21 protein-coding genes and 1 pseudogene are annotated in these 25,343 nt (G+C 71.8%); 11 read left to right on the top strand and 11 right to left on the bottom strand.

Annotated elements, in window-relative coordinates; translation table 11 throughout:
* Positions 1-52: 52 nt before the first annotated feature.
* The gene (locus ABZX90_RS01885) at positions 53-1,606 is read left to right on the top strand and encodes a helix-turn-helix transcriptional regulator (RefSeq protein WP_351126775.1); all 1,554 of its coding nucleotides are present in this window, start codon (positions 53-55) and stop codon (positions 1,604-1,606) included.
* Between the two features lie 71 nt (positions 1,607-1,677).
* On the opposite strand, the gene ABZX90_RS01880 is transcribed toward ABZX90_RS01885, so the two are convergent.
* The gene (locus tag ABZX90_RS01880; RefSeq protein ID WP_355200798.1) at positions 1,678-1,800 is read right to left on the bottom strand and encodes a hypothetical protein; all 123 of its coding nucleotides are present in this window, start codon (positions 1,798-1,800) and stop codon (positions 1,678-1,680) included.
* Between the two features lie 73 nt (positions 1,801-1,873).
* Here ABZX90_RS01880 and ABZX90_RS01875 point away from each other — a divergent pair, with 73 nt between their 5' ends.
* A complete protein-coding gene (locus ABZX90_RS01875) occupies positions 1,874-2,545 on the top strand; it encodes a DUF4097 family beta strand repeat-containing protein (protein ID WP_351126773.1) in 672 nt (223 codons plus the stop codon).
* Positions 2,546-2,583: 38 nt separating this feature from the next.
* On the opposite strand, the gene ABZX90_RS01870 is transcribed toward ABZX90_RS01875, so the two are convergent.
* Together ABZX90_RS01870 and ABZX90_RS01865 are read right to left on the bottom strand one after the other, a co-directional pair.
* Positions 2,584-4,326, bottom strand: coding sequence for a pyruvate dehydrogenase (locus tag ABZX90_RS01870; RefSeq protein ID WP_351126771.1), 1,743 nt, complete (start codon positions 4,324-4,326; stop codon positions 2,584-2,586).
* 111 nt (positions 4,327-4,437) lie between these two features.
* Positions 4,438-6,366 (bottom strand): protein phosphatase 2C domain-containing protein, encoded by a 1,929-nt coding sequence (locus ABZX90_RS01865; RefSeq protein WP_351126769.1) that lies wholly within the window; start codon positions 6,364-6,366, stop codon positions 4,438-4,440.
* 420 nt (positions 6,367-6,786) lie between these two features.
* Here ABZX90_RS01865 and ABZX90_RS01860 point away from each other — a divergent pair, with 420 nt between their 5' ends.
* Together ABZX90_RS01860 and ABZX90_RS01855 are read left to right on the top strand one after the other, a co-directional pair.
* Entirely contained in the window at positions 6,787-7,767 is a 981-nt protein-coding gene (locus ABZX90_RS01860; protein ID WP_351126767.1) for a winged helix-turn-helix transcriptional regulator, read from the top strand.
* Between the two features lie 36 nt (positions 7,768-7,803).
* Positions 7,804-8,286, top strand: coding sequence for a DUF456 domain-containing protein (locus tag ABZX90_RS01855; RefSeq protein WP_351126765.1), 483 nt, complete (start codon positions 7,804-7,806; stop codon positions 8,284-8,286).
* Between the two features lie 224 nt (positions 8,287-8,510).
* On the opposite strand, the gene ABZX90_RS01850 is transcribed toward ABZX90_RS01855, so the two are convergent.
* Positions 8,511-9,758, bottom strand: coding sequence for an SGNH/GDSL hydrolase family protein (locus ABZX90_RS01850; protein ID WP_351126764.1), 1,248 nt, complete (start codon positions 9,756-9,758; stop codon positions 8,511-8,513).
* Positions 9,759-9,952: 194 nt separating this feature from the next.
* Here ABZX90_RS01850 and ABZX90_RS01845 point away from each other — a divergent pair, with 194 nt between their 5' ends.
* Positions 9,953-10,321 (top strand): PPOX class F420-dependent oxidoreductase, encoded by a 369-nt coding sequence (locus ABZX90_RS01845; protein WP_351126762.1) that lies wholly within the window; start codon positions 9,953-9,955, stop codon positions 10,319-10,321.
* 106 nt (positions 10,322-10,427) lie between these two features.
* Entirely contained in the window at positions 10,428-11,192 is a 765-nt protein-coding gene (locus ABZX90_RS01840; protein ID WP_355200795.1) for a peptidase E, read from the top strand.
* 125 nt (positions 11,193-11,317) lie between these two features.
* Here the strand turns inward: ABZX90_RS01840 and ABZX90_RS01835 are convergent, their stop codons facing one another.
* The 6 genes and pseudogenes from ABZX90_RS01835 to ABZX90_RS01810 form a co-directional block, all read right to left on the bottom strand.
* Positions 11,318-12,778: an AlkA N-terminal domain-containing protein gene (locus tag ABZX90_RS01835; RefSeq protein ID WP_351126759.1), complete on the bottom strand. Its 1,461-nt coding sequence runs from the start codon at positions 12,776-12,778 to the stop codon at positions 11,318-11,320.
* A gap of 186 nt (positions 12,779-12,964) precedes the next feature.
* Positions 12,965-14,077, bottom strand: a complete 1,113-nt coding sequence (gene rsgA / locus ABZX90_RS01830) for a ribosome small subunit-dependent GTPase A (RefSeq protein ID WP_351126757.1) — start codon at positions 14,075-14,077, stop codon at positions 12,965-12,967.
* Positions 14,078-14,310: 233 nt separating this feature from the next.
* The gene (locus tag ABZX90_RS01825; RefSeq protein ID WP_355200793.1) at positions 14,311-15,819 is read right to left on the bottom strand and encodes a cellulose-binding domain-containing protein; all 1,509 of its coding nucleotides are present in this window, start codon (positions 15,817-15,819) and stop codon (positions 14,311-14,313) included.
* A 241-nt stretch (positions 15,820-16,060) separates the two neighbouring features.
* Entirely contained in the window at positions 16,061-16,204 is a 144-nt protein-coding gene (locus tag ABZX90_RS01820) for a hypothetical protein (RefSeq protein ID WP_351126753.1), read from the bottom strand.
* 10 nt (positions 16,205-16,214) lie between these two features.
* The gene (locus ABZX90_RS01815) at positions 16,215-17,537 is read right to left on the bottom strand and encodes a radical SAM protein (protein WP_355200791.1); all 1,323 of its coding nucleotides are present in this window, start codon (positions 17,535-17,537) and stop codon (positions 16,215-16,217) included.
* Positions 17,538-17,608: 71 nt separating this feature from the next.
* Positions 17,609-17,794: pseudogene (locus ABZX90_RS01810) on the bottom strand (pyridoxamine 5'-phosphate oxidase family protein); the annotation flags it as partial.
* 110 nt (positions 17,795-17,904) lie between these two features.
* Here ABZX90_RS01810 and ABZX90_RS01805 point away from each other — a divergent pair.
* Entirely contained in the window at positions 17,905-18,789 is an 885-nt protein-coding gene (locus ABZX90_RS01805; RefSeq protein WP_351126750.1) for an alpha/beta hydrolase, read from the top strand.
* 180 nt (positions 18,790-18,969) lie between these two features.
* Here the strand turns inward: ABZX90_RS01805 and ABZX90_RS01800 are convergent, their stop codons facing one another.
* Complete coding sequence (locus ABZX90_RS01800) at positions 18,970-19,977, bottom strand: hydroxyacid dehydrogenase (protein ID WP_355200788.1); 1,008 nt, start codon at positions 19,975-19,977, stop codon at positions 18,970-18,972.
* Positions 19,978-20,153: 176 nt separating this feature from the next.
* Between ABZX90_RS01800 and ABZX90_RS01795 the strand changes: the two genes are divergently transcribed.
* The 4 genes from ABZX90_RS01795 (at position 20,154) to ABZX90_RS01780 (ending at position 25,339) form a co-directional block, all read left to right on the top strand.
* The gene (locus ABZX90_RS01795) at positions 20,154-21,404 is read left to right on the top strand and encodes an FAD-binding protein (protein ID WP_355200787.1); all 1,251 of its coding nucleotides are present in this window, start codon (positions 20,154-20,156) and stop codon (positions 21,402-21,404) included.
* A gap of 188 nt (positions 21,405-21,592) precedes the next feature.
* The gene (locus ABZX90_RS01790; protein ID WP_355200785.1) at positions 21,593-22,840 is read left to right on the top strand and encodes an ROK family transcriptional regulator; all 1,248 of its coding nucleotides are present in this window, start codon (positions 21,593-21,595) and stop codon (positions 22,838-22,840) included.
* 250 nt (positions 22,841-23,090) lie between these two features.
* Positions 23,091-24,353, top strand: a complete 1,263-nt coding sequence (locus ABZX90_RS01785) for a sugar ABC transporter substrate-binding protein (RefSeq protein ID WP_351126743.1) — start codon at positions 23,091-23,093, stop codon at positions 24,351-24,353.
* A 20-nt stretch (positions 24,354-24,373) separates the two neighbouring features.
* Positions 24,374-25,339, top strand: coding sequence for a sugar ABC transporter permease (locus tag ABZX90_RS01780; protein ID WP_351126741.1), 966 nt, complete (start codon positions 24,374-24,376; stop codon positions 25,337-25,339).
* Positions 25,340-25,343: the final 4 nt, after the last annotated feature.

Raw genomic sequence — 25,343 nt, 5'->3', positions numbered from 1 at the left:
TTTACGGGAAGTGCCTGGGGTGCCGTCCTGGGACGCGAGGTGGGGAGAATCGGTGTCATCCCAGGACGACGTGGAGGAGTTCGCGGCGCTGCTGCGGCGTCTGAAGGCACGCACGGACCGCAGTTACGCCGCACTCGCGCGCCGGCTGAACATGAACGCCTCGACGCTGCACCGGTATTGCGCGGGGGAGGCGGTGCCGCTCGACTTCGCGCCCGTGGAGCGGTTCGCCGCGATGTGCGGGGCGAGTCCCGCCGAACGGGTCGAGCTGCACCGGCGGTGGATCCTGGCGGTGGCGGCACGACAGCGGTCCCGGACGACGACGGAGGCCGGGTCCGTACCGGGAGTCACCGAAACCCCGTCGGCGGGGGCGGACCCCACGACCGATGGAGCGGCCGAACCGGCGTCCGAGGCGGCGGCCGCCTCGGCGACGGCTGTCGGCTGCGACTCGGCGACGGCTGCCGACTCCGCGCCGGAGATGGCCACAGGCTCCGTCTCCGTGACGGCCACCGACCCGGTGCTGGAAGTGGCCGCCGATTCAGCTTCGGCCACAGCCGCCGACTCCGCCTCGGAGATGGCCACAGGCTTCGTGCCCGCGGTAGCGTCCGACCTCTCGCCCGGCCGCCGGGCGACCCCTGCGGAAAGCCTCCCCGACTCGTCACCCGAGCTTGACGCGGCGGCGTGCCCCACGCCGCGAAAGCCCTGGTACAGGCGCCGCATCACGGTCACCGCAGCTGTCGTGACCGCGCTGATCGCCACCCTGGGCAGCCTGTCCGCCCTGCCGTCCGGGCACTCCTCGGCCACCGGCGACGACCGGGCGTCCGGCACGAAGACCACGAGGACGGCAGGGTCGCGGAGCGGCTCCGCGGCGCCGTCGGCGCCCCCCTCCACCACGCGCGGCCGGCCGTCCGGCACGCCGTCCCCGAAGGCATCCGACAAGCGAGACGCCTCGCCGGGCTCTTCCGCGAGCCCCTCCCCCATGGCCGGCTCCGCCGTCACCCCCCTCACCTGGACCGCGAACTCGCATCGCTGGGCGACCGGCTGCTTTCACGACTACGTCATCGACAAAGCACCCGAGGAGGTGCCACCGCCCCCGGCCCCGCAGGACGCATCCCCATGGGCGAGGACACAGAACGCGGTGCACGGCGGCCAGACTCTTGTGGACATCACCGTGCAGGGGCGGACGGACGCGGCTGTCGTCCTGGAGGCGCTGCGGGTCCGCGTCGTCGGACACTCGGACCCGGTGAAGGGCAGGGTGTACTCCACGGGTCAGGGCTGCGGCGCCGACATGGCCCCCCACTCGTTCGCCGTCGATCTCGACATGGACCGGCCCATCGCCCGCGCCGTCCCGGGCAATGACGGCGGAACGATCACTCCGCCGCTGCAGATGCCCTACCGGGTCTCCGTGAAGGATCCCGAGGTGCTGATGATCGACGCCCGGACCGGCGGCTGCGACTGCCGTTGGTATCTGGAGCTCGAATGGTCCTCGCAGGGCCGCACCGGCACCGAGCGCATCGACGACCACGGCGTCCCGTTCCGCACCAGCGGCACCAAGGGCCTGCCGCACTACTGGTACGCGGACCGCGGCTGGACCCTCCTCCCGGACTGAGGGGTCCACCGGCAGCGGCGGCTCATTCCACGCAGGAGCCGTCGAGCAGACTCACGGGAGAGCATTCACCCTCAACTCATTGCAACGATCAGACTTCGAGCCTGTTGCGTTAGACGCAGGACCATTGCAACAATTTCCCGGCATTCACCTGCAATGACAGCCGTCATGCGCAACGAGTCCGTTGCCAGATCCATGAATGCAACGTAGCTTTTCCATCATCAGAAACAGCGGGCCGACGGAGCGCCCCTGCCGATGAAGGAGATCTCGATGCAGAAGTTCGACACTCCCACCACCGTCTCGGCCGTCCTCGACATCCCCGCGGGACGCATCCGGTTCATCGCCGCCGACCGGGCCGACACCACCGTCGAGGTCCTGCCCGCGGACGCCTCGAAGAGCCGCGACGTGAAGGCGGCGGAGCAGACCACGGTCGCCTACCGCGACGGCGTCCTGAGTATCGAGGCCCCGGAGGCGAAGAACCGGATCCTCGGCGCTTCCGGGTCGCTCGAGGTGACGGTCCAGCTTCCCGCCGGCTCCCGCATCGAGGCGAAGGCGGCCGCCGCCGACCTCCGGGGCGTCGGACGGCTCGGCGACGTCGCCTTCGAGGGCGCGCAGGGCTCGGTCAAGCTCGACGAGGCCGACAGCGCCCGCCTCACCCTCCTCGCCGGCGACATCTCGGTCGGCCGTCTGGGCGGCCCCGCGCAGATCAGCACCCAGAAGGGCGACATCCGGATCGCCGAGGCCGTGCGCGGCACGGTCGTGCTGCGCACCGAGCACGGAGAGCTCTCGATCGGCGCCGCCCGTGGAGTCTCCGCCTCCCTGGACGCCGGCACCACCTACGGCCGGATCAGCAACACGCTCAAGAACACCGAAGGCGCCGCCGCCGGCCTGAACATCCACGCCTCCACCGCCTACGGCGACATCACAGCCCGCAGCCTGTAGCCACGGGCCCGGCGAGGCTCTCAGGGATCGGGGGCCCCTCAGGGACGGGGCACGTTGCGCAGGTTGGAGCGGGCCATCTGCAGCATCCGGCCGACGCCGCCGTCCAGCACGATCTTCGACGCCGAGAGCGCGAAACCCGTCACCATCTCCGCGCTGATCTTCGGCGGGATGGAGAGCGCGTTCGGGTCGGTGACGATGTCGACGAGAGCCGGGCCCTTGTGGCGGAAGGCGTCCTTGAGGGCGCCGGCGAGCTCCTTGGGCTTCTCGACCCGGACGCCGTACGCCCCGCACGCACGGGCCACCGCCGCGAAGTCCGGATTCTTGTTGGCGGTGCCGTAGGAGGGCAGCCCGGCGACGAGCATCTCCAACTCGACCATACCGAGGGAGGAGTTGTTGAAGAGAACGACCTTCACCGGCAGGTCGTGCTGAACGAGGGTGAGGAAGTCGCCCATCAGCATGGAGAATCCACCGTCGCCGGACATCGACACGACCTGCCGCCTCCGGTCTGTGAACTGGGCGCCGATCGCCATCGGCAGCGCGTTCGCCATCGACCCGTGCGAGAACGAACCGATCACGCGGCGACTGCCGTTGGGCGAGATGTAGCGGGCCGCCCAGACATTGCACATCCCGGTGTCGACCGTGAACACCGCGTCCTCGTCGGCGAGTTCGTCGAGCACGGAGGCGACGTACTCGGGATGGATCGGGACGTGCCTGTCGACCTTGCGGGTGTAGGCCTTGACGACACCTTCGAGGGCGTCCGCGTGCTTCTTCAGCATCTTGTCGAGGAAGCGCCTGTTGCCCTTGGGCCGCACCCGCGGGATCAGACAGCGCAGGGTCTCCTTCACATCGCCCCACACCGCCAGGTCCAGCTTCGACCGCCGCCCCAGGTGCTCGGGCCGCACATCGACCTGGACGATCTTGACGTCGTCGGGGAGGAAGGCGTTGTACGGGAAGTCGGTGCCCAGCAGGATGAGGAGATCGCACTCATGGGTCGCCTCGTAGGCCGCGCCGTACCCGAGGAGCCCGCTCATCCCAACATCGAATGGATTGTCGTACTGAATCCATTCCTTGCCGCGCAGCGCGTGCCCGACCGGGGACTTGATCTTCTCGGCGAACTGCATGACCTCCGCGTGCGCGCCCGCCGTGCCGGCGCCGCAGAACAGCGTGACCTTCTCCGCCTCGTCGATCATCGCGACGAGCTGGTCGATCTCGGTGTCGCCGGGCCGGACGCTGGGCCGGGAGGTGACGAGGGCGGTCTCGATCGTCTTGTCCGGGGCGGGCTCGGAGGCGATGTCGCCGGGCAGCGAGACCACGCTGACACCGGACTGGCCCACCGCGTGCTGGATGGCGGTCTGGAGCAGCCGCGGCATCTGCTTGGGGTTGGAGATGAGTTCGCTGTAGTGACTGCACTCGCGGAAGAGCTGGTCGGGATGGGTCTCCTGGAAGTAGCCGAGGCCGATCTCGCTGGAGGGGATCTGCGAGGCGAGGGCCAGCACCGGGGCCATGGAGCGGTGCGCGTCGTACAGGCCGTTGATGAGGTGGAGGTTGCCCGGACCGCAGGAACCGGCGCAGGCCGCGAGTCTCCCGGTGATCTGGGCCTCGGCGCCCGCGGCGAAGGCGGCGGTCTCCTCGTGACGGACGTGGATCCAGTCGATGGCCGCGTTGCGCCGGATCGCGTCCACGACCGGGTTGAGGCTGTCGCCCACGACTCCGTACAGCCGCTTGACGCCCGCGCGGACGAGGATGTCGACGAACTGCTCGGCGACGTTCTGCTTGGCCATGGCGCACGCACCTCTTCGTGATCCTCGAAGCCCTCGGGTGTCTCGGGTCCCCCTCGTTCCCCCGGTTCCGCTGGTCCATCCCTGGGTTCCATGAATTCACACCGGGCGCTGTTACGCCTCCCAAACGGCGGCGGCCGTCCTGTCGTCCGCGTACCCCTTGACCCGTACCAGACTGTCCGCGAGGAACGCTGCGAGGCCGGGCGGCTCCGCCGTCGACCACCGTGTCGTCAGGTACTCGGCCAGCTCGGGTTCACCGCGCAGCGGCTCCGCCAGGCCGCCCGTACACAGCAGGAGCGTGTCACCCGGGCGGGCGACGGAGGCCCGGAAACGGAAGGGGGCGTGCGGCGGGCGGGCGGCGGGTTCGTACGGGCTCGGGGGCGTCGTGATGCCCAGGTCCATGGTGAGCCGGTCACCCTCGGGGGTCTCGTGGGGCAGCGATCCGAAGCCGACCACGGGCTCGCCCGTCGTGTCGGCGACCCGCGGTTCGATGTCCTGCCACTCGCCGTCCCGCAGCCGGAACAGACCGCCCGCGCCGACGCCGAAGAAGACCCGGGTACGGCACTCCGGATCGGCGGGCAGCAGCAGACAGCGCAGGCCGGCGGTGTACTCCTCGGGCTCGACGCCCTGCTCCGCCGCGCTCGCCCGGAGTTTGCCGAGGCTGCGGTCGGTGAGCCGGTGCAGGCCCGACTTGAGTTCGCCGCGCCGGGCGGCCCGGATGTCGTCGGCCAGCCGCGCGTGGCTGCGCCCGACGGCTCGCCCGATCCACTGGCACGCCTCCGCCGCGGCCCGGTGCGCGCCCGGTGTGGCCCGGGCACCGGTCGCCATCGCCACCAGCACGAGCGCCTGCTCGCCCGTCCCGAACCGCGCGGTGAGCAGCGCGTCCCGGCGCGGCTCGCCCCGGAACCGCGCGGAGTCCCCGCGCACGGACACGGCCCGCAGGGTGCTCGTCCCGTACCGCGCGCCGTCCAGCACGGTGTCGGGGACCAGGTCGTCGAGTTCGTCCGGCTCGGCGGGCGGCAGCGCGGTGGGTTCGGGGTCGTAGGTGGGCGGGCCGGAGCCGACATGGCCGACGGGGGGCGGCTGCTCGACGACGGAGAGGACGGTCTCCCGGGGCGTTCCGGGAGGCGGGTCCTCGGGGTCCGAGTCGGGGGGCGGTGGCCGGAAGCCGCCGGTGGTGCTGGGCAGCGCGGGGCCGGGGGGCGCCGTGCCCGGGGGCACGACGGGAGCCGAAGCGGGTTTCGGCGGCACGTCCGAGGGCGCCCTCGACGCGGGTACCTGGGCAGCGCGCGGCTCCGAGGACGTATCGCTCGGGGTGTCCCGGGACGCACCCGGGCCGGGTTCCTGCGCGGTGAACCCCGGCGGTTTCGGGCCGGGCGGGAAGGGCGCGGGAGCGGCCGGGTCCGGGGCCTGCTCGGGGGGAGCGGGTTCCCAGGGGGCGGGCTGCCGTACGGGTCCGTCGCGCCTCGGCGGGCCCTCGTCGGAACCGGGAGCCTGCGCCGGGCCACGCTCCCACCGGCCGGGCCGCGCCGCCGCCTCACCGCGCGGGGTCGCACCGGGCCAGGCCACGGACGCCGAGGTGTCACCGCGCTGTCCCGATACGGCGGGAGGCTGCCTCGGCAGGAGGGGAGGCTGCTTCCCCGCCTCGGGGGAAGGCGGTTCCGGCGCGGCGGGAGGCCGCTGCGGGTGCGTCGGACCGTCGAACCCGAGCGCGTCGGACCGCCGGACGGCCCCGCACCCCGGGTCGGAACCGGGGCGCGGGTCGGAACCGGGTCCCGGTTCCGACCCGGGGCGCGGCACGGACCTCGGATCCGGCGCGGACGTCGGTCCCGGCGCGGAGCGCGCATCCGGCACGGACCCCGGTTCCGATCCGGACTCCGGGCCCGGATCGAGCCCACCTCTCACCGTCCCGGCCGCCGACGCGAACCGGTCGTCCAGGGAATCGGCCACGGCCGCGGGCCCCGTGTCCTCGGTGGAGTCGTCGTACAACTGGCCCCACCAGTCGTCCTCGTGACCGGTGGGCTTCTCCCCCTGCTGGCTCATGCCCCCAATTGTCCACCGAGACCGGCGGTTGAAAACGGGGCATCCGGAAAACCGGCCACGCCGCAGGCCGTCGAACGGCGTGTCGAGCGAACTGTCGAACAGAAATACGCACAACAAAGTACGAACGCATGACCGCCGGGCGGTCCCACCCCCCACGGGAAGACCGCCCGGCGGCGTCTGGGTGACCGGGGCCTGGCGCACGTCGTAGGCCCGAATCACGGTCTGGATGACCGAATCGCCGTTGGCGTCGGTCGGCCCAAGCAGGGCATTACGGACGGTGGTTGATGCTGCGGTGGCGTGAGCTTGTCAGAGGGGCGGGGGGTACGGCGATGATGTGCCGAGGCGGGTTTGCGCCGTGGCCGCTTTCCGCCACGGCGCGTCCGACCGGCCGGAACGCATCTTCGGGAGGGACATCGCCGCATGCTGGGAGCGATAGGTCTGGACGAGACCCACGAGTCGGCGTACCGGGCGCTGGTGTCCGTGGGCGCCGCCGACGTGCCCGATCTCGCGCGTCGACTCACGCTCGGCGAGTACGACACGGAGCGCGCCCTGCGCCGGCTGGAGCGGCACGGCCTGGCCGCGCAGTCGTCGGCGCGGCCAGGGCGCTGGGTCGCCGCGCCGCCGGGGGTCGCCCTCGGCGCGCTGCTCACCCAGCAGCGGCACGAGCTGGAGAAGGCGGAGCTGGCGGCCGCGCTGCTGGCCGAGGAGTACCGGGCCTCGGCCGCCGAGCCGGCCGTGCACGACCTGGTCGAGGTGGTGATCGGCGCGGCGGCGGTCTCCCAGCGGTTCCTCCAGCTTCAGCTCGGCGCGACCGAGGAGGTGTGCGCGCTGGTCACGGGGAACCCGATGGTGGTCTCCGGCGCGGACAACGACGCCGAGGCGCAGGCCGCGGACCGGGGTGTCGGTTACCGCGTGGTCGTCGAGCGGTCCGTTCTCGACCTGCCCAACGGCATCACCGAGCTGTCCGCCGCACTCGGCCGCGACGAGCAGGTGCGGGTCGTGGACCAGGTGCCGACCAAGCTGGTGATCGCCGACCGGACGCTCGCGATGGTGCCGCTCACCTCGCACACCGCGGAGCCGGCCGCGCTGGTCGTGCACGCGAGCGGACTCCTGGAGCTGCTGTCGGGGCTGTTCCAGTCGGTGTGGCGGGACGCGCTGCCGCTGCGGCTGGGCAGCCGGGGCGTGCTGGAGCAGGAACCGGACGGCCCGGACGGCACCGACCTGGAGATCCTCTCCCTCCTCCTCGCGGGGCTGACCGACGCGAGCGTCGCCAAACAGCTCGACCTGGGCCTCAGGACGGTGCAGCGCCGGGTCAAGCGGCTGATGGAGCTCACCGGCGTGACGACCAGGCTGCAACTGGGCTGGCACGCGTACGAGCGCGGCTGGGTGGCGCGGGACTGACCTGCGGTTTCCCGCCCACTCGGGCAGGCTGGGCAGATGGGAGTGTGGGAGCTCCTGCTGGTCGGCGTGGTGATTCTGCTCGGCCTGGCCGGAGTACTGGTGCCCGGTTTGCCGGGGTCGTGGCTCGTCTGGGCCGCGATCCTGTGGTGGGCGCTGAGCGACCCCCAGGCCCTCTCCTGGGCCGTCCTCGTCGGTGCGACCGGGGTCCTGCTGCTCGCCCAGGCCGTCCGCTGGATGCTGCCGCCGCGACGGCTGCGCGAGAGCGGCGCGACCACCCGAATGGCGGTGTACGCCGGTGCCGGGGCGTTCCTCGGCTTCTTCCTGGTGCCGGTGGTCGGAGCCATACCCGGTTTCATCGGCGGGATCTACCTCAGCGAGCGGCTGCGCCTCGGCGGGCAGGGGCAGGCGAAGGCCTCGGTGCGGACCGCGATGCGGGCGGGCGGCTGGAGCGTGCTGACGGAACTCTTCGCCTGCCTGTTGATCATGGGCGCCTGGCTGGGCGCGGTGATCTGGGGCTGAGCCGGAGGAGGAGGGGGAGGAGGGGGGCGAGCGACGCGTGTCATTGGCTGCATGTCTGAGGGTGTGCCCTCGGCGGCAGCGGGCGCGTGCCGGGCGGGAGCACACCCGGCCCCTCGCCGTCCTGTCCTCGGCCTCCGCTTCAGTCTCCGCGTCCTCAGCCGCATTCTCTGCGTCCTCCGCCTCGTCCTCCGCCTCGGCCTCCGCCTCCTCGCCACCGCCCAGAGCTAGCGCGCGGCCGTCGTCGGGACGAGGGAGTTCAGGTCGATCGTGTCCGCCAGTGCCCGCATGCCGGCGTCGTTGAAGTGCAGGTGGTCGCCGGGGTCGTAGGCGGGGAGGATGCGGCTCGGGCGGGCCGGGTCGCGGACGGTGGCGTCGAAGTCGGCGACCCTGTCGAAGATCCGGTGCGTGCGGATGGCGGTGTTGACCGCCTTCCGCACGGCTTCCCGGGCCGCGGTGTACGCGCCGTGACCGCCGTACGGGGTGATCGTGGCGCCGACGACCCGGATGCCGCGGGCGTGCGCGCGGCGGACGACCAGCCGGTAGGCGTTCTCCAGAGCGCCGGGGTCCGTCTGCTCCGGTGACCCCTTGATGTCGTTGATGCCCTCCAGCACGATCAGCGTGCGGACACCGGCGCGGGAGAAGACGTCGGCGTCCAGGCGGGCCAGAGCGCTCGGGCCCCGGCCGTCGAGCAGGACACGGTTCCCGGAGATCCCCGCGTTGAGGACGCCGGGCCTGCGGTCGGCGGGAAGCCCGCGCAGCCGGGCGGCGAGCCGGTCGGGCCAGCGGTGGTTGGCGCTGAACGAGGAGCCGGTGCCGTCGGTGATGGAGTCGCCGAGCGCGACCACACTGCCCGCCGCGGAGGAGCCGAGTACGTCGACGCCGGTCACGTAGTACCAGTTGCCGATGGCGGTGGTGTAGGCGGCGCCGCTCTCCTCGGCGGTCCGATCGCCCTGGGGGGCGATGAAGTTGGCCTGGAGCGCGGAGCGGTGGTACGTCGCCGGGCCGGAGTCCGCCGGGGTGTGCACCGAGACCAGGAGGTTGGCGTCGGCGGGGACCGGCAGGACGACGGGGTCGCTGACCAGGTCCCGGCCGACGGGGACGGTGACCGACCTGGCGCCGGCGAAGGTGACCGCGCGCACGGAGCCCGCGACGGCCCGGGGAGTCTCCGGCTCGCCCGGCGGCTGCAACGCCAGTGTCACGGAACCGAGTTGGAGCGGTCTCGTGCCGAGCCGGTTGGAGAGCCGGACGCGAGCGGCCCGGCCGCCGACACTGGTGTGCACGACGTTGCGGATCGAGGCGCCGGGCAGCGCGGGCACGGTACCGGAGGCCGCGGCCTCCCAGGTCCCCGTCCACGTACGGACCGGTTTCGGGGCGGTCCGGCCGGGCGCGGACCACGCCTCGGCGACCATGCTCGGCGAGGTGAGGAGCAGTGCGGTCACCAGGGTGACGAGTAAGCGCCGGAGTGTGCTCACGCGAGTCATGGGGCCATCGCTTCCCCGAGCGTGGGACCCCGCAACCACCGTCACACCATCGGACGCGACCGGCCGGCAGTCCGCGCGAGGTCCCTGTGCCGACCCGAGCGCGGTTCCGTCGCAGGTCCCCTCCTCCCCTGGTCCTAGGTCCGGAACCCGATGCGCCGCGGGCGGCGAGGTGTTTGGCTGCTGTCATGACCGAATTCAGCGAAGCCGAGCGCGCGTACCTGAGGTCGCAGCGGCTGGGACGGCTGGCCACCGTCGATCCCCTCGGGCAGCCCCAGGCCAACCCCGTCGGCTTCTTCCCTCAGGAGGACGGGACGATCCTGATCGGCGGCTACGCGATGGGCACCACGAAGAAGTGGCGCAACCTGCGGAAGAACCCGAAGGTCGCCCTGGTCGTCGACGACATCGTCAGCCTCAAGCCGTGGAAGGTCAGAGGCATCGACATCCGCGGAGAGGCCGAACTCCTCACCGGTGCGCACGACCTGGGGCCGCACTTCAGCGAGGAACTGATCCGGATCCATCCGAGGCGGATCCACAGTTGGGGCCTTGAGGACTGAATGGCCCCGCCGATCGGGCCGGTTGGCGGGTGGGTCGCCCGACGCGGTTCACGGAGAGGACGGTTGAAGATCGTGTGGCGTGCCGGCCTTGGTAGGGTCGCGCTCCATGACCGCCTCGGAACCCACCATTCTGGCCACCTCGGGTGGTCACCGTGTCGGAGACCGCACGAGGGTGACGTTCGACGCCCTCGTCCACCACGCCGTGGACCTGGCCGGTGTCCAGGGGCGCCGCCCGCGCGTCATGTACGTCGGAACGGCGATCGGCGACGCCGAGCACTTCACCACGCGCATGAGCGAGGCGGCGCGCGTGGCGGGATTCGATCTGACTCCCCTTCACCTCTTCCCGATGCCGAACCTCCAGGACATCGAGGGCGCGGTGCTCGCGCAGGACGTCGTCTGGGTGATGGGCGGCTCGGCGGCGAACCTGCTCGCTGTCTGGCGGGTCCACGGGCTCGACACGGTCTTCCGCCGGGCGTGGGAGGCCGGGGTCGTGCTCAGCGGGGTGAGCGCCGGTTCGCTCTGCTGGTTCCGGGGCGGCACGACGGACTCCTTCGGCCCCGAACTGCGCCCGCTCACCGACGGGCTCGGCTATCTGCCGTTCGGCAACGGCGTCCACTACGACAGCGACCCGGGCCGCCGCCCCCTCGTGCACCGCCTCGTGGCCGACGGCACCCTGCCCGTCACCCACTGCACCGACGACGGCGTGGGCCTGGTCTACCGCGGCACCGAACTCGTCGAGGCGGTCACGGAGATACCGGGCAAGGGCGCGTACGTCGTCCGGCGCGAAGGGAGCACGGCGGTGGAGGAACGGATCGAGCCCCGCCTGCTCCCGTCGCCGCAGCCGCAGCCGCAGCCGCAGCCCCAGAACTGAGCGGGTCCGGCCTCGAAATCGGCTGTCGCCCCGCCGAACGCCAGTGCCACGATGCCGACCTCGGGCCGTACCGGCTGCGGCTGCCCGACACCCGGTGAAACCGCCGCCCGGCTCGGGCCGTTTGGCTACAACTCCCCCGCCACTCTCAGATGTCGGACGGCGTACGAGCGCCACGGGCGCCAGCCGCCCGGGATGTCCGCGCCGGGCGGTGCCACGTCCGGGTCGCCGAGGGCCCGGTTGCGGATGACGGCGGCGGTGCCCTCGTCCATGCCGGGCAGCGCGAGCAGCGCCTCCTGCGCCTCGTCGCGGTCGGCGCCCGGGTCGAGACGCAGGGCGCCGTCGGCGAGGGCGGCGGTCAGGGTACCGAGGGGACCGTCCGGCTCCGCCTCAGCGAGCACGGCGGCCTCGGGGAAGAGATGCGTGAGCGTGTCGCACGGGGCGTCCAGCGCCTTCCCGTACCGCAGAACCAGCCGCTCGGCCTCCGCCTCCCCCACCAGCGCGCGCACCGCCAGCTCGTGCGGATCGGCGGCGCCCGGCGACCGCAGGCCGGGGCGCGCGGCGACCAGGGGACCCAGCCGTGGGTCGGCTCCCAGCCGCTCGTCGACGGCGTACGGATCGGCGTCGAGGTCGAACAGCCGCCGCAGCCGCTGTACGCCGGTGGTGAGGTCCCGGAGATCGGTGAGGTGCAGCCGGGCGTCGAGCCAGCCGCCGGGGTGGGCGGCGTCGGTGGGGCCCGGTGCTCCCGCGGGGCGGCCCGTCCCGCGGGCACCGGTGCGGCCCGTGCCTGTGCCCGGCCGCTCGTCGACGGCCACGATTCCCGTGCCGTACGGCAGCCTGAGCGTGCGCCGGTACGTACGGCGGCCACGGCATCCGCCGACGGTCTCGATGCCCGGGACGGCCTCGGCGGCCAGCAGGTCGAAGACGGCGGTGGACTGGTAGGGGCCCCGGAAGGCGAGCCGGAGCGGGACGCCCGCGGTGGGGGTGGCCGCGCGCCGGGCGGCCGGTCCGGTGCGCGGCGCCGCGGCGCGCAGTTCGCTCGGTGTCAACGCGTAGACCGTGCGGATCGTGTCGTTGAACTGGCGCACGCTGGCGAACCCTGCCGCGAACGCGATCTGGGTGATGGGGAGTTCGGTGGTCTGGAGCAGGATCCGCGCGGTGTGTGCCCGCTGGGCCCTGGCCAGCGCGACCGGGCCCGCGCCGACCTCCGCCGTGAGCTGCCGCTGGACCTGGCGGGCGCTGTAGCCGAGGCGCGTGGCGAGGCCTGCGACGCCCTCGCGGTCCACCACGCCGTCACCGATCAGGCGCATGGCCCGGCCGACGACGTCGGCCCGTACGTTCCAGGCCGCGGAGCCCGGCACCGCGTCCGGGCGGCATCGGCGGCAGGCGCGGAAGCCCGAGCCCTGCGCGGCGGCGGCCGTCGCGTAGAACCGCACGTTCCGCCGCTTCGGCGTCACCGCGGGGCAGCTGGGCCTGCAGTAGATCCCCGTCGTCCGCACGGCGAAGAAGAACTCCCCGTCGAACCGGGCGTCCCGGCTCCGCACGGCCTCGTACCTGGTTTCCTCGTACCTGGTGTCCTGATCGTCCACCCTTCCAGTGTGGCCCGGCCCGCACCACGGAGCTGGCGGAAATCGGACACGGCGCTACGGCCCGGGCGGTCCGGGGCGCGTCGGCCCGACGGCCCGGCGATCCGGCGATCCGGCGATCCGGCGATCCGGCGATCCGGCGATCCGGGTGGAGGACGCGGGAAATCCGCGTCCTCCACCTCGGCCCGGCTACCAGCGTCCGCGCTTGGCCTCCATGGCGGCGCGGCCCTCCGCCCCCTTGCGCTTCCAGTCCCGGCGGATCTCGGCACGCACGCGTGCGTCCGTCTTGGCGACGATCCGCTGGTTCTCGCGGAGCAGTTTGCGGTAGCTGTCGAGCCGCCGCTCCGGCAGCTCGCCCGAGTCGACGGCTGCCAGCACCGCGCACCCGGGCTCGGCCTCATGGGCGCAGTCCTGGAAGCGGCAGTCCGCGGCGAACTCCTCGATCTCGGAGAACACCTGTCCGACGCCGCTCTCGGCGTCCCAGAGCCCGACTCCGCGCAGCCCCGGGGTGTCGATGAGGACACCGCCGCTCGGCAGCGCGAGGAGGTTGCGGGTGGTCGTGGTGTGCCGCCCCTTGCCGTCCATGTCGCGGGTGGCCCGGACGTCCATGACGTTCTCGCCCAGCAAGGCGTTGGCCAGGGTCGACTTGCCCGCGCCGGACTGCCCGAGCAGGACCGCCGTACCGCCGGCGAGCACCGCTTCGAGGATGTCGAGCCCGGCCCCTGTCGAGGAGCTGACGGTGAGCACGGGAACCCCCGGCGCGGCGGTCTCCACGTCCTGGACGAGGTGCCCGAGGGTCGCCGCCTCCGGAACCAGGTCGGCCTTGGTGAGGACGACCACGGGCTGTGCGCCGGACTCCCAGGCCAGTGCGAGGAAGCGTTCGATGCGGCCGAGGTCGAGTTCCACGGCGAGCGACACGGCGATCACCGCGTGGTCGACGTTGGCGGCGAGGATCTGCCCCTCGGACCGCTTGGAGGAGGTGGAGCGCACGAAGGCCGTACGGCGCGGCAGATACGCCCGTACGTAGCGCGGGCTGCCGGACGGTTCCACGGCGACCCAGTCGCCGGTGCACACGACCCGCATCGGATCGTGCGGTGTCACGAAGGCGGTGTCGGCGCGGATGATCCCGTCGGCGGTGGCCACGTCGCACTGGCCGCGGTCGACCCGGATCACCCGTCCGGCGACGAGCCCTTCGGAGTCGTAGGGAGCGAACTCGTCCGCCCAGGCGTCGTCCCAGCCGTAGGGAACGAGCGGGGAGAGACCCAGGGAAGCGGACGTCGGGAAGGTGGAGCTGGAAGTCAAGGGAGACCCTTCACAAGGGCGGCCCCGGCGACGCGCACAGCGGCGCGAAGGAAGAGGAAGGTCAGCCGGCGGCCACGGAGGTGGACTTGATGAACTTCTGGATGCGGGCAGCGCCCATCGCAACGACAGCCATCGGTCACACCTCCTGGAACTCGCTCGAAGACAACGCGTGAACTGTATCCGGGGCTCCCTCGGGCCCGTCAATCGAATTAAGGGATCGGCGAACCGGCGGTTCAGTGAGCGGTCGTGCAGCGTTCGCCGTTGACGGTGAAGGCGTCGGGTGCCGTGTTCCCGTCCTGCCGGGCGCCGACGAAACCGACGGCGAAGGAACCACCCGCGGCGACCGACTTGTTGTAGTCGGCGGCGGTCGCGGTCACCCGGGAGCCGTGCTGGGCGTACGTGCCGTCCCACATCTGCGTGACCCGCTGGCCGTCGTCGAAGGTCCAGTCGATCTGCCAGGAGTCGAGGGCCTCGACGGACGTCACCTTGACGGTGGCCTGGAAGCCGTCCGGCCACTCGCTGTCGATGGTGTAGGTCACCTCGCAGGACGCGGCGCTCTGCGTGGACTCCCCGGGCTTCGTGGAAGCCGTGGAGCCCGGGTTCCTGTCGGTTTCGTGGGCCGGCGACGAGGACGTGCCCTGGGGTTCGGGGTCGGACTTCGAGCCCGCGTCGGCGCTCGGGTTCGCGGGCTCGGGCGAGACGAGCGTGCCGGCGCCGCGGGTGGTCGCCGACGGGGACGCCACACCGGGGTCGGCCACCGGTTGACGGTCGGCCGAGTCGCCGCGCGCGGAGGCGCCGCCGTCGTTTCCGGCGCCGAAGGGCATCAGGGAGACGGTGAGCGCGAGGCCGGAGACGAGGACGGCGGAGACCAGCAGCCCGGTGCGGCCGATCCGGGGCGCGGCCTGCTTGACCTCGGCGATGCCGGTGTCGACGGCAGCGTCCGTACGCCCGCCCACGAGCCCCGCCTCGGCGGCGCGGCGCCTGCGTTCCAGATACGCGAGGCCTCCCCAGCCGATCACCCCGCCAGCGAGCGCCGCGGGCAGCCCGCCGCCGTGCAGCCGCAGGCAGGCCGCGGCTTCCGCGCACTCCACACAGCGGGCGAGATGCTGCGAGAGGTCCTCGGGCGTCTCGGCGCCCGGCGAGCGGGTGACCGCGTCGAGGAGCCGGGCGTAGCTGCGGCAGTTGGCGTCCATCGGCGTGTCGAGGTGGTTGCGATGGCACCGGTCCCTGAACAGCGCGCGCACCTGGCCGAGTTCCTCGGCCGCCGCCACCGGGTCGAGGCCGAGCCGCCGGGACACCGCGGGCAGCGGGAGCGCCTCCACCTCGACCAGCCACAACAGGGCCGCGTCGGGTTCCTGAAGATCCCTCAGGCCGCGCAGCGCGATCGGGCGGTGCAGAGGAGGCCCGGTGTAGCGGTCGGCCTTCTCGGAGTTGAGCCACAGCCTGAGGTCGGGGTCCAGACGGTGGCCCTGGCCGTGCGCCTCCCAGCCGGCGGCGGTGGTCCGAACCGAGCTCAGCAGCAAGGCGATCCGGGGCAGCCGGGGGGTTCTGCGGCCGGTATTCTTCGTGCGGGCCATGACCGCGCGCGCCTCATGGATACCGTGGGTGAACGCCTCGGTGGCCAGCTGAGTGGCCGCGGCCGAACCGGATGTGCACAGATCGGCGTACGACAGGACCGCGTCCCAGCATTCCGAGAACAGCGCGGCCTCGGCGGCATCCTGGGGGATCGGCAGGTCTGGCATGGGGGGCTCCTGCATCCACTGCTTCCATGTGCAACGACGTCACACAACACCCAACTCGCCTTATTTCGCAGGGGAGTTGGGCCGTCTCGACAACGGGCCAGAGCCTTTCACGGTTTCGACACAACTGACAAGCGACGTATTCACATTGCACGGTGGCGCCATCACACGGTGGGCCGTCCGACTCCCGGCGCCCCGAGTGTCGTACGGAACCCAGGCCGGGAAGCACCGATCGCCTCAACTTTCACAGGACCCGCCACTCCCCGATCCTCGCGTCCGTCACGACACCCCGGAACGCGGTACGGGCACGGGCACGGGGGAACGCGTACGGCCCGGACGTGCGGATGACGTCCGGGCCGTACGACGTGCGCCTCGGGGCGCGGGTCACGGGAAACAGGTCACGCCTGGGAGGCCGCCTCCTGCGCGGGAAGGCTGTCCATGAAGGAGCTGACGGAGAAGACCGCACGGCCCGGACCGGGCTCTCCGTATCCGGGCGGCGACTTGAGCCCGAAGTCGTCCATCGTGGCGCGGTAGGCCTCCAGCAGGCGGATGTGGTACTCCAGCGGCGCGCCCTGCGGGTTGGCCTTGCCGAGCGGGGTCGTCGGCTCCGGGCACCAGGTGGTGAAGCGGGGCGTGATGCCGTGCGACATGAAGAAGCGCAGCCCCTCGGTCGTCGAGGCGATGGCCTCGTCGACGGTGGTGAAGCCGAAGGGCTCGGCCATCTCCACGCCCGCGACGAAGTTGGGGATCACATTGCGCGCGCCGAAGATCTCGGCGGAGTCGAGGATGCGCTTGTGCCACTCGTCCCTGCCGACGTAGCGCTCCTTGCCGGGGCAGTACAGCTCGAACAACCGGCGGTCCCACACCTCGTAGTTGGGGTGGTAGATCTGCACGCCGTAGTCCTTGAACCGCTGCACGTCGTCGCGCGGCAGCGCCTGCGCCACCACCTTGCCGATCCACCGCCCGGGGAACCGCTCCTCGATGGCCTTGGCGTAGTGGCCGTAGAAGTCGGCCTCGTCGCGCCCGGCGACCGTCTTGGTGATCGCGCCACCCGTGAGGGTGTAGGCCGTCGACGCCTTCGCGGTGTCGTAGCGGTCGATGATCTCCAGCGCTTCGAGGACCTCCTCGACGTCCTTCACGCCGGTGTACGGACGGCCGGCGGCCTTGTGCTGGCGCCAGTTGTGGTTGATGTCGCAGTACTGGCACTCCTCCTTGGCGCCGAAGTACTGGCAGACGCGGAAGACGGTGAGGTAGATGAGGTACCCCCACTGGATCGTCGGGGCCACCTCCATCACGGACTTCCCGTTGGAGAGGGTGTGCCGGTAGTACTCAGGCATCGGCGGCACCCCGACGTCGGAGATCCGCTTCCCGTCGAGGTACAGCCCGAGGACGCCCTCCTCGTCGGCGGCGACGCGATACGGCGAGGCGGGATTGACGCGCACGGACACGACGGTGCGCCGCAGGTCGTAGGGGCCACCGGTGAGGATGATCTCCTCGGGCGGGCGCCGGAGCGCTGCCTCGCCCAGCTCGGGCAGGGTGCCGTGGTCGAAGGAGAAGATGAAGTAGGACTTCGGCTTGACCTCGCCGCTCTCGTTGTCGCTGAGGGCGGACGCGTCGAAGGCCACGCCCCCGCGGAGCAGGTCCTCCTTGATGACGGCTTCCCGTGGCACGTGCGGGAACCGCTCCATCAGATCCTCGACCAGCGCGGTGCGGCTGCCCATCCCGATCTCCTCGCTCCCGACCTGCTTCGTCTGTCGTGTTCGACTCCTCACGGTATGCCCCCGCTCGGACATCAGCCGTGCCGGGTCCCCTCGCGCCGCGCGATGTGAGCCGGAGCGCCCGGTCCGGGCGGCGGCAGCGGGTCCGGCTCGGGTGCGCCCCGGACCGAGGCCGGCGGCAGCGTTCCGGCCCACCGACCGAGTGCGGCGTCGGGTCCGTCCCCGTCGTCCGGGGCACCGGTGCGGATCTTCACCGAGGCACCGATGTGCATGCCCCCGTCCCCGCTGCCGATCCGGGCCACCGCCCCACCGGGAGTTCGTTCCGGGAACTCGTTTGCTCCGTCCGAGCGGCGCTGCGAGAGTCGTGACCATGCATGCCTTCACCGCGTACGACGGGACCGAGCTGACGTTCGACACCTTCGGGGACGGTTCACCCGTGGTGTGTCTGCCCGGCGGCCCGATGCAGGACTGTGTGTATCTCGGGGATCTGGGCGGGCTGTCCGCGCACCGGCGGCTGATCATGTTGGACCCGCGCGGAAGCGGCGGGTCCGCGACCCCGGAGGACCCCGCCTCGTACCGCTGCGACCGGCTCGTCGACGACGTCGAGGCCCTGCGCGAGCACCTCGGCCTCGACCGGATGGACCTGCTCGCACACTCCGCGGGGACGAATCTGGCGATGCTCTACGCGCAGCGCCATCCCGATCGCGTGGCGCGGCTCGCGCTGATCACGCCGAGCGTCCACGCCGTCGGGATCGAGATCACCCCGGAGGTCCGGCGGGCGACGGCGCTGCTGCGCCAGGACGAACCGTGGTTCCCGGAGGCGTCCGCGGCACTGGAGGCGATCGTCGCCGGAGAAGGGGACGCCGACGCGTTCCGGGCCATCGCCCCCTTCTGGTACGGCCGTTGGGACGAGGCCGCGCGGGCGCACCGGGACGCGGAGGACGCGCACAAGAACCACGAGGGCGCGGCCCGCTACGCCGACGGCGCGTTCGCCCCGGACGTCACCCGGGCGGCGCTCGCCCGCCTGGCGTCCTCGGTGCTGGTGCTCGCCGGGGAGGTCGACCTGAACTCCCCGCCTCCCGCGATGGCCGAGGTCGCCGCCCTGTTCCCGCACGCCGAGCTGGTCGTTCAGTCCGGGGCGGGGCACTTCCCGTGGCTCGACGACCCGGACCCGTTCGTGACGACGACGGCGGCGTTCCTGGAACGGCCTGCCTTCCAGCAGCCTCGCGCCGCCACCGTACGACCCGCAGGGTGAGACGTGCGGGCTGAGCCGCGCCGGGTGAGACGTGCGGGCCGAACCGTGCCGGGTGAGCCCTACGGGGTGAGCCGTACGGCGATCGGCCGCGCGCCTCCGCCCGCGAGCGCCCCGGCCAGGTGCCCCCGTCCAGCGCCCCGCGGGGTTGTCCCCATCGAGCGACCTGATCAGCCGCCCCGATCAGGCAGCCCGGCCCAGCTCCTCCGCGTCGATCCGGAACGCGGGCTCCCGTCCCGACAGCAGGCGCTCGATCTCGTCGAGCACGGTCAGGCCGAGCCGGGCGACCTCGTTGCCCTGCGAACCGGCCAGATGGGGCGTGACGAACGCGTTCGGCAGGTCGTACAGCGGGGAGTCGACCGGAAGCGGCTCGGGGTCCGTGACGTCGAGGATCGCGCTGATCCACTCGGCGCGCAGCGCCTCGACGAGGGCGTCGTGGTCGAGCAGGGCGCCGCGTGAGGTGTTGACGAGCACCGATCCGGTGGGCATCAGGGCGAGTTCGCGGCGGCCGATCAGATGCCGGGTCTCCGGGGTCTGCGGGGCGTGGACGGTGACGATGTCACTGCCGGCGAGCAGGGCGTCGAGCGGCAGCAGGGGGACGCCGAGGGCGGCCGCCCCGGTCTCGTCGACGTAGGGGTCGGCGAGGCTCACATCGAGGTCGAAGGGCCGGAGCAGTTCGATGAGGCGCCTGCCGATGCGGGAGGCGCCCACGATGCCGACCCGGCGGCCGTAGTTGCCGATGCCGGGCAGGATCTCGCCGTAGGGGAAGGTCCGCTCGGTGCGCAGGCGGTCCCGGTACGCGAAGACGTCCTTGCCCGCTAGCAGGATCATGGCGAGCGTGTACTCGGCGACGGGCAGCGCGTTCGCGGCGGCTGCCGACGACACGACGATCCCGCGCTCCCACACCGCCGGCGTGGCGAAGCTCTTGACGGACCCGGCGGCGTGCAGCACGGCACGCAGCTTCGGGGCCGCGTCGAGCGTGTCCGCGTCGAGTACGGGGCACCCCCAGCCGGTGATCAGGATCTCGGTGTCGGCGAGGCGGGCGCGCACCCCCGGATCGGTGAAGTCCCGTGCCACCAGGGAGAGATCGATGTCCACCAGGTCGCGCAGCCGGTCGCGTGCGTCCGGAGGGAAGATCCGCGTCACGTTCTCGGCGGTCATGGCGAACATCGCCACAGGACGCTCGGGCAAGGAGGTGGCCTTCCGGTTCGGCGACGTCGACGACAGCAACCGCTCTCTACGGTAGGTCGCGCCACGTGAGAGGGTCAACGGACAGGTCTGCCGGCTCGGCGGACCGGCGAGGTACGTTCCCCGGGTGGTCATCGCACGGGCCACGGACGGCGACTTCCCGGGGAGGGACGACAGGGATGACTCGGACCCTGACCAACTGGGCCGGCAACATCACGTACGCGGCCAAGGAACTGCACCGGCCCTCCTCGCTCGACGCGCTCCGCGCGCTGGTCGCGGACAGCTCCCGCGTGCGCGTGCTGGGCAGCGGGCACTCGTTCAACGAGATCGCCGAGCCGGGCGCCGACGGCGTCCTGCTGTCGCTGACCGCGCTGCCACCCGCGGTGGATGTCGACACGACGGCCCGTACGGTACGGGTCTCGGGCGGCGTCCGGTACGCCGAGCTGGCCCGCCGGGTGCACGAGCAGGGGTTCGCGCTGCACAACATGGCCTCACTCCCGCACATCTCCGTGGCGGGTTCGGTCGCGACCGGCACCCATGGGTCCGGGGTCACGAACGGGTCGCTCGCCTCCGCCGTGCGCGAGGTCGAGCTGATCACCGCGGACGGTTCGTCCCTGACGATCGGCCGGGGAGACGAACGCTTCGACGGCGCCGTCACCTCGCTGGGGGCGCTCGGTGTGGTCACCGCGCTCACCCTCGACCTGGAGCCGGACTTCGAGGTGAGCCAGCAGGTGTTCACCGAACTCCCCCTGGAGGGGCTGGACTTCGAGACGATCGCGGCGTCGGCGTACAGCGTGAGCCTGTTCACGGACTGGGCGCGGCCCGGCTTCCGGCAGGTGTGGCTCAAGCGGCGCACCGACCGGCCGACGACCGACTTCCCGTGGGCGGCGCCCGCGACCGAGGCGCTGCACCCGGTGCCGGGCATGCCCGCGCGCAACTGCACCGAACAGCTCGGGGTGCCGGGCCCCTGGCACGAGCGGCTGCCGCATTTCCGGGCCGAGTTCACTCCCAGCAGCGGGGCCGAGCTGCAGTCCGAGTATCTGCTGGCGCGCTCGGACGCCCTGGCCGCGCTGCACGCCCTGGACGCGATCCGTGGAACGATCGCGCCGCTGCTGCAGATCTGCGAGGTGCGGACCGTGGCCGCCGACCGTCAGTGGCTGAGTCCGGCGTACGGCCGGGACACGGTGGCTCTGCACTTCACCTGGGTGGAGGACACGGAGGCCGTCCTGCCGGTGGTGCGGCGGGTCGAGCAGGCGCTGGAGCCGTTCGAGCCGCGCCCGCACTGGGGCAAGGTGTTCACCGTGCCGCCGGCGGTGCTCCGCGAACGCTCTCCGCGGCTGGCCGAGTTCAGGGCGCTGGTCGACGAGCTCGACCCGGCGGGCACGTTCACCAACGCCTTCGTGGGGGACTTTCTCCACCCCCTTTCCTAACCCCTTGTCGAAAGCCCCACCAGGCCATAGCCTTGCGCAGCGCCGGGGCCGACGGGCCTCGTGACGGCACGGAGGCACCGAGGGAGCGATCGGTGCCGTGCCGCCCGGGGCGCGCCCCCGGACCCCGGCCCGAAGATCTGGTTGGCCGACGTGCCCGGTATCCGGTGCGCGGAAGCGAGGGGAGCCCCATGAAGCGCGGCACATCACGCGACATCCGCACCGCGAACCGTTACGAGGTGCTCCGCCAGATCATCGCCGAGTCTCCCACCTCGCGGCAGGAACTGGCGGCGGCGACCGGGCTCAGCCTGGCCACCGTCGCCACGCTCGTCGGTGAACTGCTCGACCTGCGGATGCTGACCGAGGTCGGGTTCGAGGACTCCGCGGGTGGCCGCCCCCGAGGTCTGGTGGCGGTCAACGCGGCAGGGGGCGCCCTGATCGGCGTCGACATCGCGGAGACGTACGTCCGCGTCGAACTGTTCGACCTGGCCCTGAACGTGCTCGCCCGCGCCGACGAGGACATGCGCCCCGGCGAGAACCGCCCGGAGCAGGTCGTCGGGCATGTCGCCGCGGCCGTCGGGGCGGTGGTCTCGCAGGCCGGGGTGGAGGGCGCGCGGGTCCTGGGCGTGGGCGTCAGCGTCCCGGGCCAGGTCGACCGCGACACCGGGGTCTCGGAGTACGCGCCCAACTGGGACTGGCACGACGTGCCGTTGCTCGATCTGCTCGCGGAGCACATCGCCTACCCCCTCCACCTCGACAACCCGCTACGGGCCTGCGCCGTCGCCGAGTTGTGGTTCGGCGCGGCCCGCGGCCGCGGTGACGCCGTCGTGGTCAATCTGGGCACGGGCGTGGGCGCCGGCCTCGCGCTCGGCGGCGGCCTGCACCGCGGTGTCAGCAACAGCGCCGGCGAGTGGGGCCACACCACCCTCGTCCTGGACGGCCGGCTGTGCCACTGCGGCAACCACGGCTGCGTGGAGACGTATGTCGGCGCGCCCGGAATCATGCTGAATCTGCGGGAGTTGAGCCCCGGGAGCGCCCTGCTGCACCCGGAGGACCAGACCGCCACCATCGACGCGCTCGCGGCGGGCGTCGCCGCGCAGGACCCGGTGGCCCTCAAGGTCGTGCGCGACACCGCCCGTTACCTCGGCGCCGGGATCTCCGACCTGGTGAACCTGCTCAACCCCGAAGTGGTCGTGCTGAGTAGCTGGGTCGCGGCCACGCTCGGGGAACCGCTGCTGCGCGAGGTGCGCGAGGCCGTCGCCCGGCACGCGCTGCGGCGCCCTCTCGCGGCAACCGAGATCGTCCTCTCCCCCATTCCGACCGACCCGGTCTGCCTCGGCGCGGCGACGTTCGCCCTCGAAGGGGCGCTCCAGTCGGTCGGCCAGCGCCCGGCCAAGCGGACCGGCCCCGCGAAGAGCCGTACAGCACCGCCCGTATGAGGACGGAATCGACAGCATCGGCGCGCTCTGCTCCAAGTGGTGCCGCGTTGAAGTGAGTTGAGCAGGCACGGTCCGCCTCGGCGGTGGACCGTGACTCCGCCGCGTCCGGTATCCCGAACCTCCGGCAACGCTTCGCACCGACTTCGTCCAACCCCTTGCCGAAGCCTTAGCAGAAGGTTAACGTCCCGCACCGCACCGCGAATTCGAGCCGTAGCCGCACTCAGACCGCATCCAGGACAAGGACGTCAGCATGTCGGCAATGAGCAGCAACTGGGACCGTCGATCCGTACTGCGGGCCGCCGCCGGCCTCGCCGCCCTCGGGCCACTGGCCGCGTGTGGCAGCAACAACGGGCGCTCGGGGGGAGGGAGTTCGGGCAAGGAACTGGTCCAGTACTTCCACGCCTACGGGGAGGCGGGCACCGAGCAGGCCATCAAGAAGTACGCGAAGGCCTACGACAAGGCCCAGGTGACCACGCAGTGGATCACCGGCAGCGACTTCGAGAGCAAGCTGTTCGCCTCGCTGCTCACCAAGAACGCGCCGGACATCTTCGAGTTCCACCCGCAGATCCAGCTCGTCAAGAGCGGCCAGGTGGCGGACCTGAGCGACATCATCGGTCCGGTCAAGGACGACTTCAACCCGGCCGACATCGCCTCGCACACGGTCGACGGGAAGATATACGGCGTCCGGATGATCGACGACCCGCAGTTCTTCTTCTACCGGCCCTCCCTGCTGGAGAAGGCGGGCGTCAAGGTGCCGACCACCCTCGACGAACTCGTCGAGGCCGCCGCGAAGTTGACGACCGGCAAGGTCAAGGGCCTGTTCATCGGCAACGACCTGCACGCGGTGATCAACCCGATGATCTGGTCGGCGGGCGCCGACACCCTCGACGACAAGAACCAGATCGCCTACCACACCGAGGGGGTCAAGGAGGGCCTGAAGAAGATGCGGGGGCTCTTCACCAGCGGCCATCTGCTCCTGGACGCCCCGGCCGACTACTGGGACCCGTCGGCGCTCAACCAGGGCCTGTGCGCCATCCAGTTCTGCGGGATGTGGGCGATGCCGCAGATGCAGCAGGCGCTCGGCGACGACATCGGGGTCTTCGCCTTCCCGAAGGTCACCGACGACGGCAAGCCCTCCGTCTACAACGGCGGCTGGTCGATGTTCGTCAACGCCAAGGGCAAGAACGTCGACCTGGCCAAGGAGTACGTCAAGTGGCTCTGGATCGAGCAGAAGAAGTACCAGGAGGACTGGTCGCTGTCGTACGGCTTCCACATCCCGCCGCGCTCCTCGCTCGCCGCTTCCGCCGCCAAGCTCAAGTCGGGCCTGCCCGCCGAGGGGGTCAAGCTCTTCAGTGAGTACGGGCACTTCGACAACATCGGCTGGACCCAGTCCATGATCACCGCCCTTGAGGACGTCTTCGCCAACTCCGTCCGCAAGGGCGGGGACCCGGAGGCCGCGCTCGACAAGGCCGACGTGACCGTCAACCGCGAGCTCAAGAAGCTCTTCGGATAGACCGACGGACGGGCTGCGACATGTCGACCACCACCTCACCCGAAGTCTCGCGCCCCGCCCCGGCCAAGGCCACCACGGCCCGGCCGCGGCGGGGGCTGCGGGGCGGCAGCACCCTCAACTTCTGGCTCTTCACCGGCCCCTTCCTCCTCGGCCTGCTCGTGTTCGTGTACGTGCCGATCGGCTGGAGCCTGTGGCTGAGCTTCTTCGAGGCGCGCTTCACGGTCACCCCCGACAAGTTCGTCGGCTTCGACAACTACCGGCAGATGCTGCAGAACGGCAACTTCACCGGCGCGCTGGTCACCTTCACCGTCTTCGCCGCGTTCATCGTGCCGCTGACGTGGGCGCTCTCCCTCGGCCTCGCGCTGCTGGTGAACCGGCTGCGGTTCATGCGGGCGTTCTTCCGGTCGGTGTTCTTCCTGCCGACCGCGTGCAGCTATGTCGCCGCCTCGCTGATCTGGAAGATGTCCATCTTCAGCGGGGTCCGCTTCGGTCTGATGAACACCGTCCTCGGTTGGTTCGGGGTCGAGAACATCGCCTGGCTGGCCAACCCCGATCCGCCCTGGTACTGGCTGGTCATCGTGACCGCCCGGCTGTGGCTCCAGGCCGGGTTCTACATGATCCTCTTCCTGGCCGCCCTGCAGAACATCCCGCCGGAGCTGTACGAGGCCGCCGCGATCGACGGCGCGGGGCCCGGCTGGCAGACCTTCCGTCACATCACCCTGCCGCAGCTGCGCGCGACCTCGACGGCCGTGATCCTGCTGCTCCTCGTGGCCGCCTACCAGGCCTTCGACGAGTTCTTCAACCTGCTCTCGAAGACCACCTGGGGCCGCCCGCCGCTCGTCGAGCTGTACTACACGGCGCTCGGCCAGGCCCAGGACTACGGCGCGGGCAGCGCGGGCGCGGTCATCCTCACCCTGCTGATCTGCATGGTGACACTGCTCCAGGGCAAGTTCATGGGATTCGGACGCGGGGAGGAAGCCGAGTGACCGC

Origin of the sequence: Streptomyces sp. NPDC002935, from assembly GCF_040611295.1 — a bacterium.
In the GTDB taxonomy this organism is placed as follows: domain Bacteria; phylum Actinomycetota; class Actinomycetes; order Streptomycetales; family Streptomycetaceae; genus Streptomyces.
This window is presented reverse-complemented; position numbering and strand designations above follow the sequence as displayed.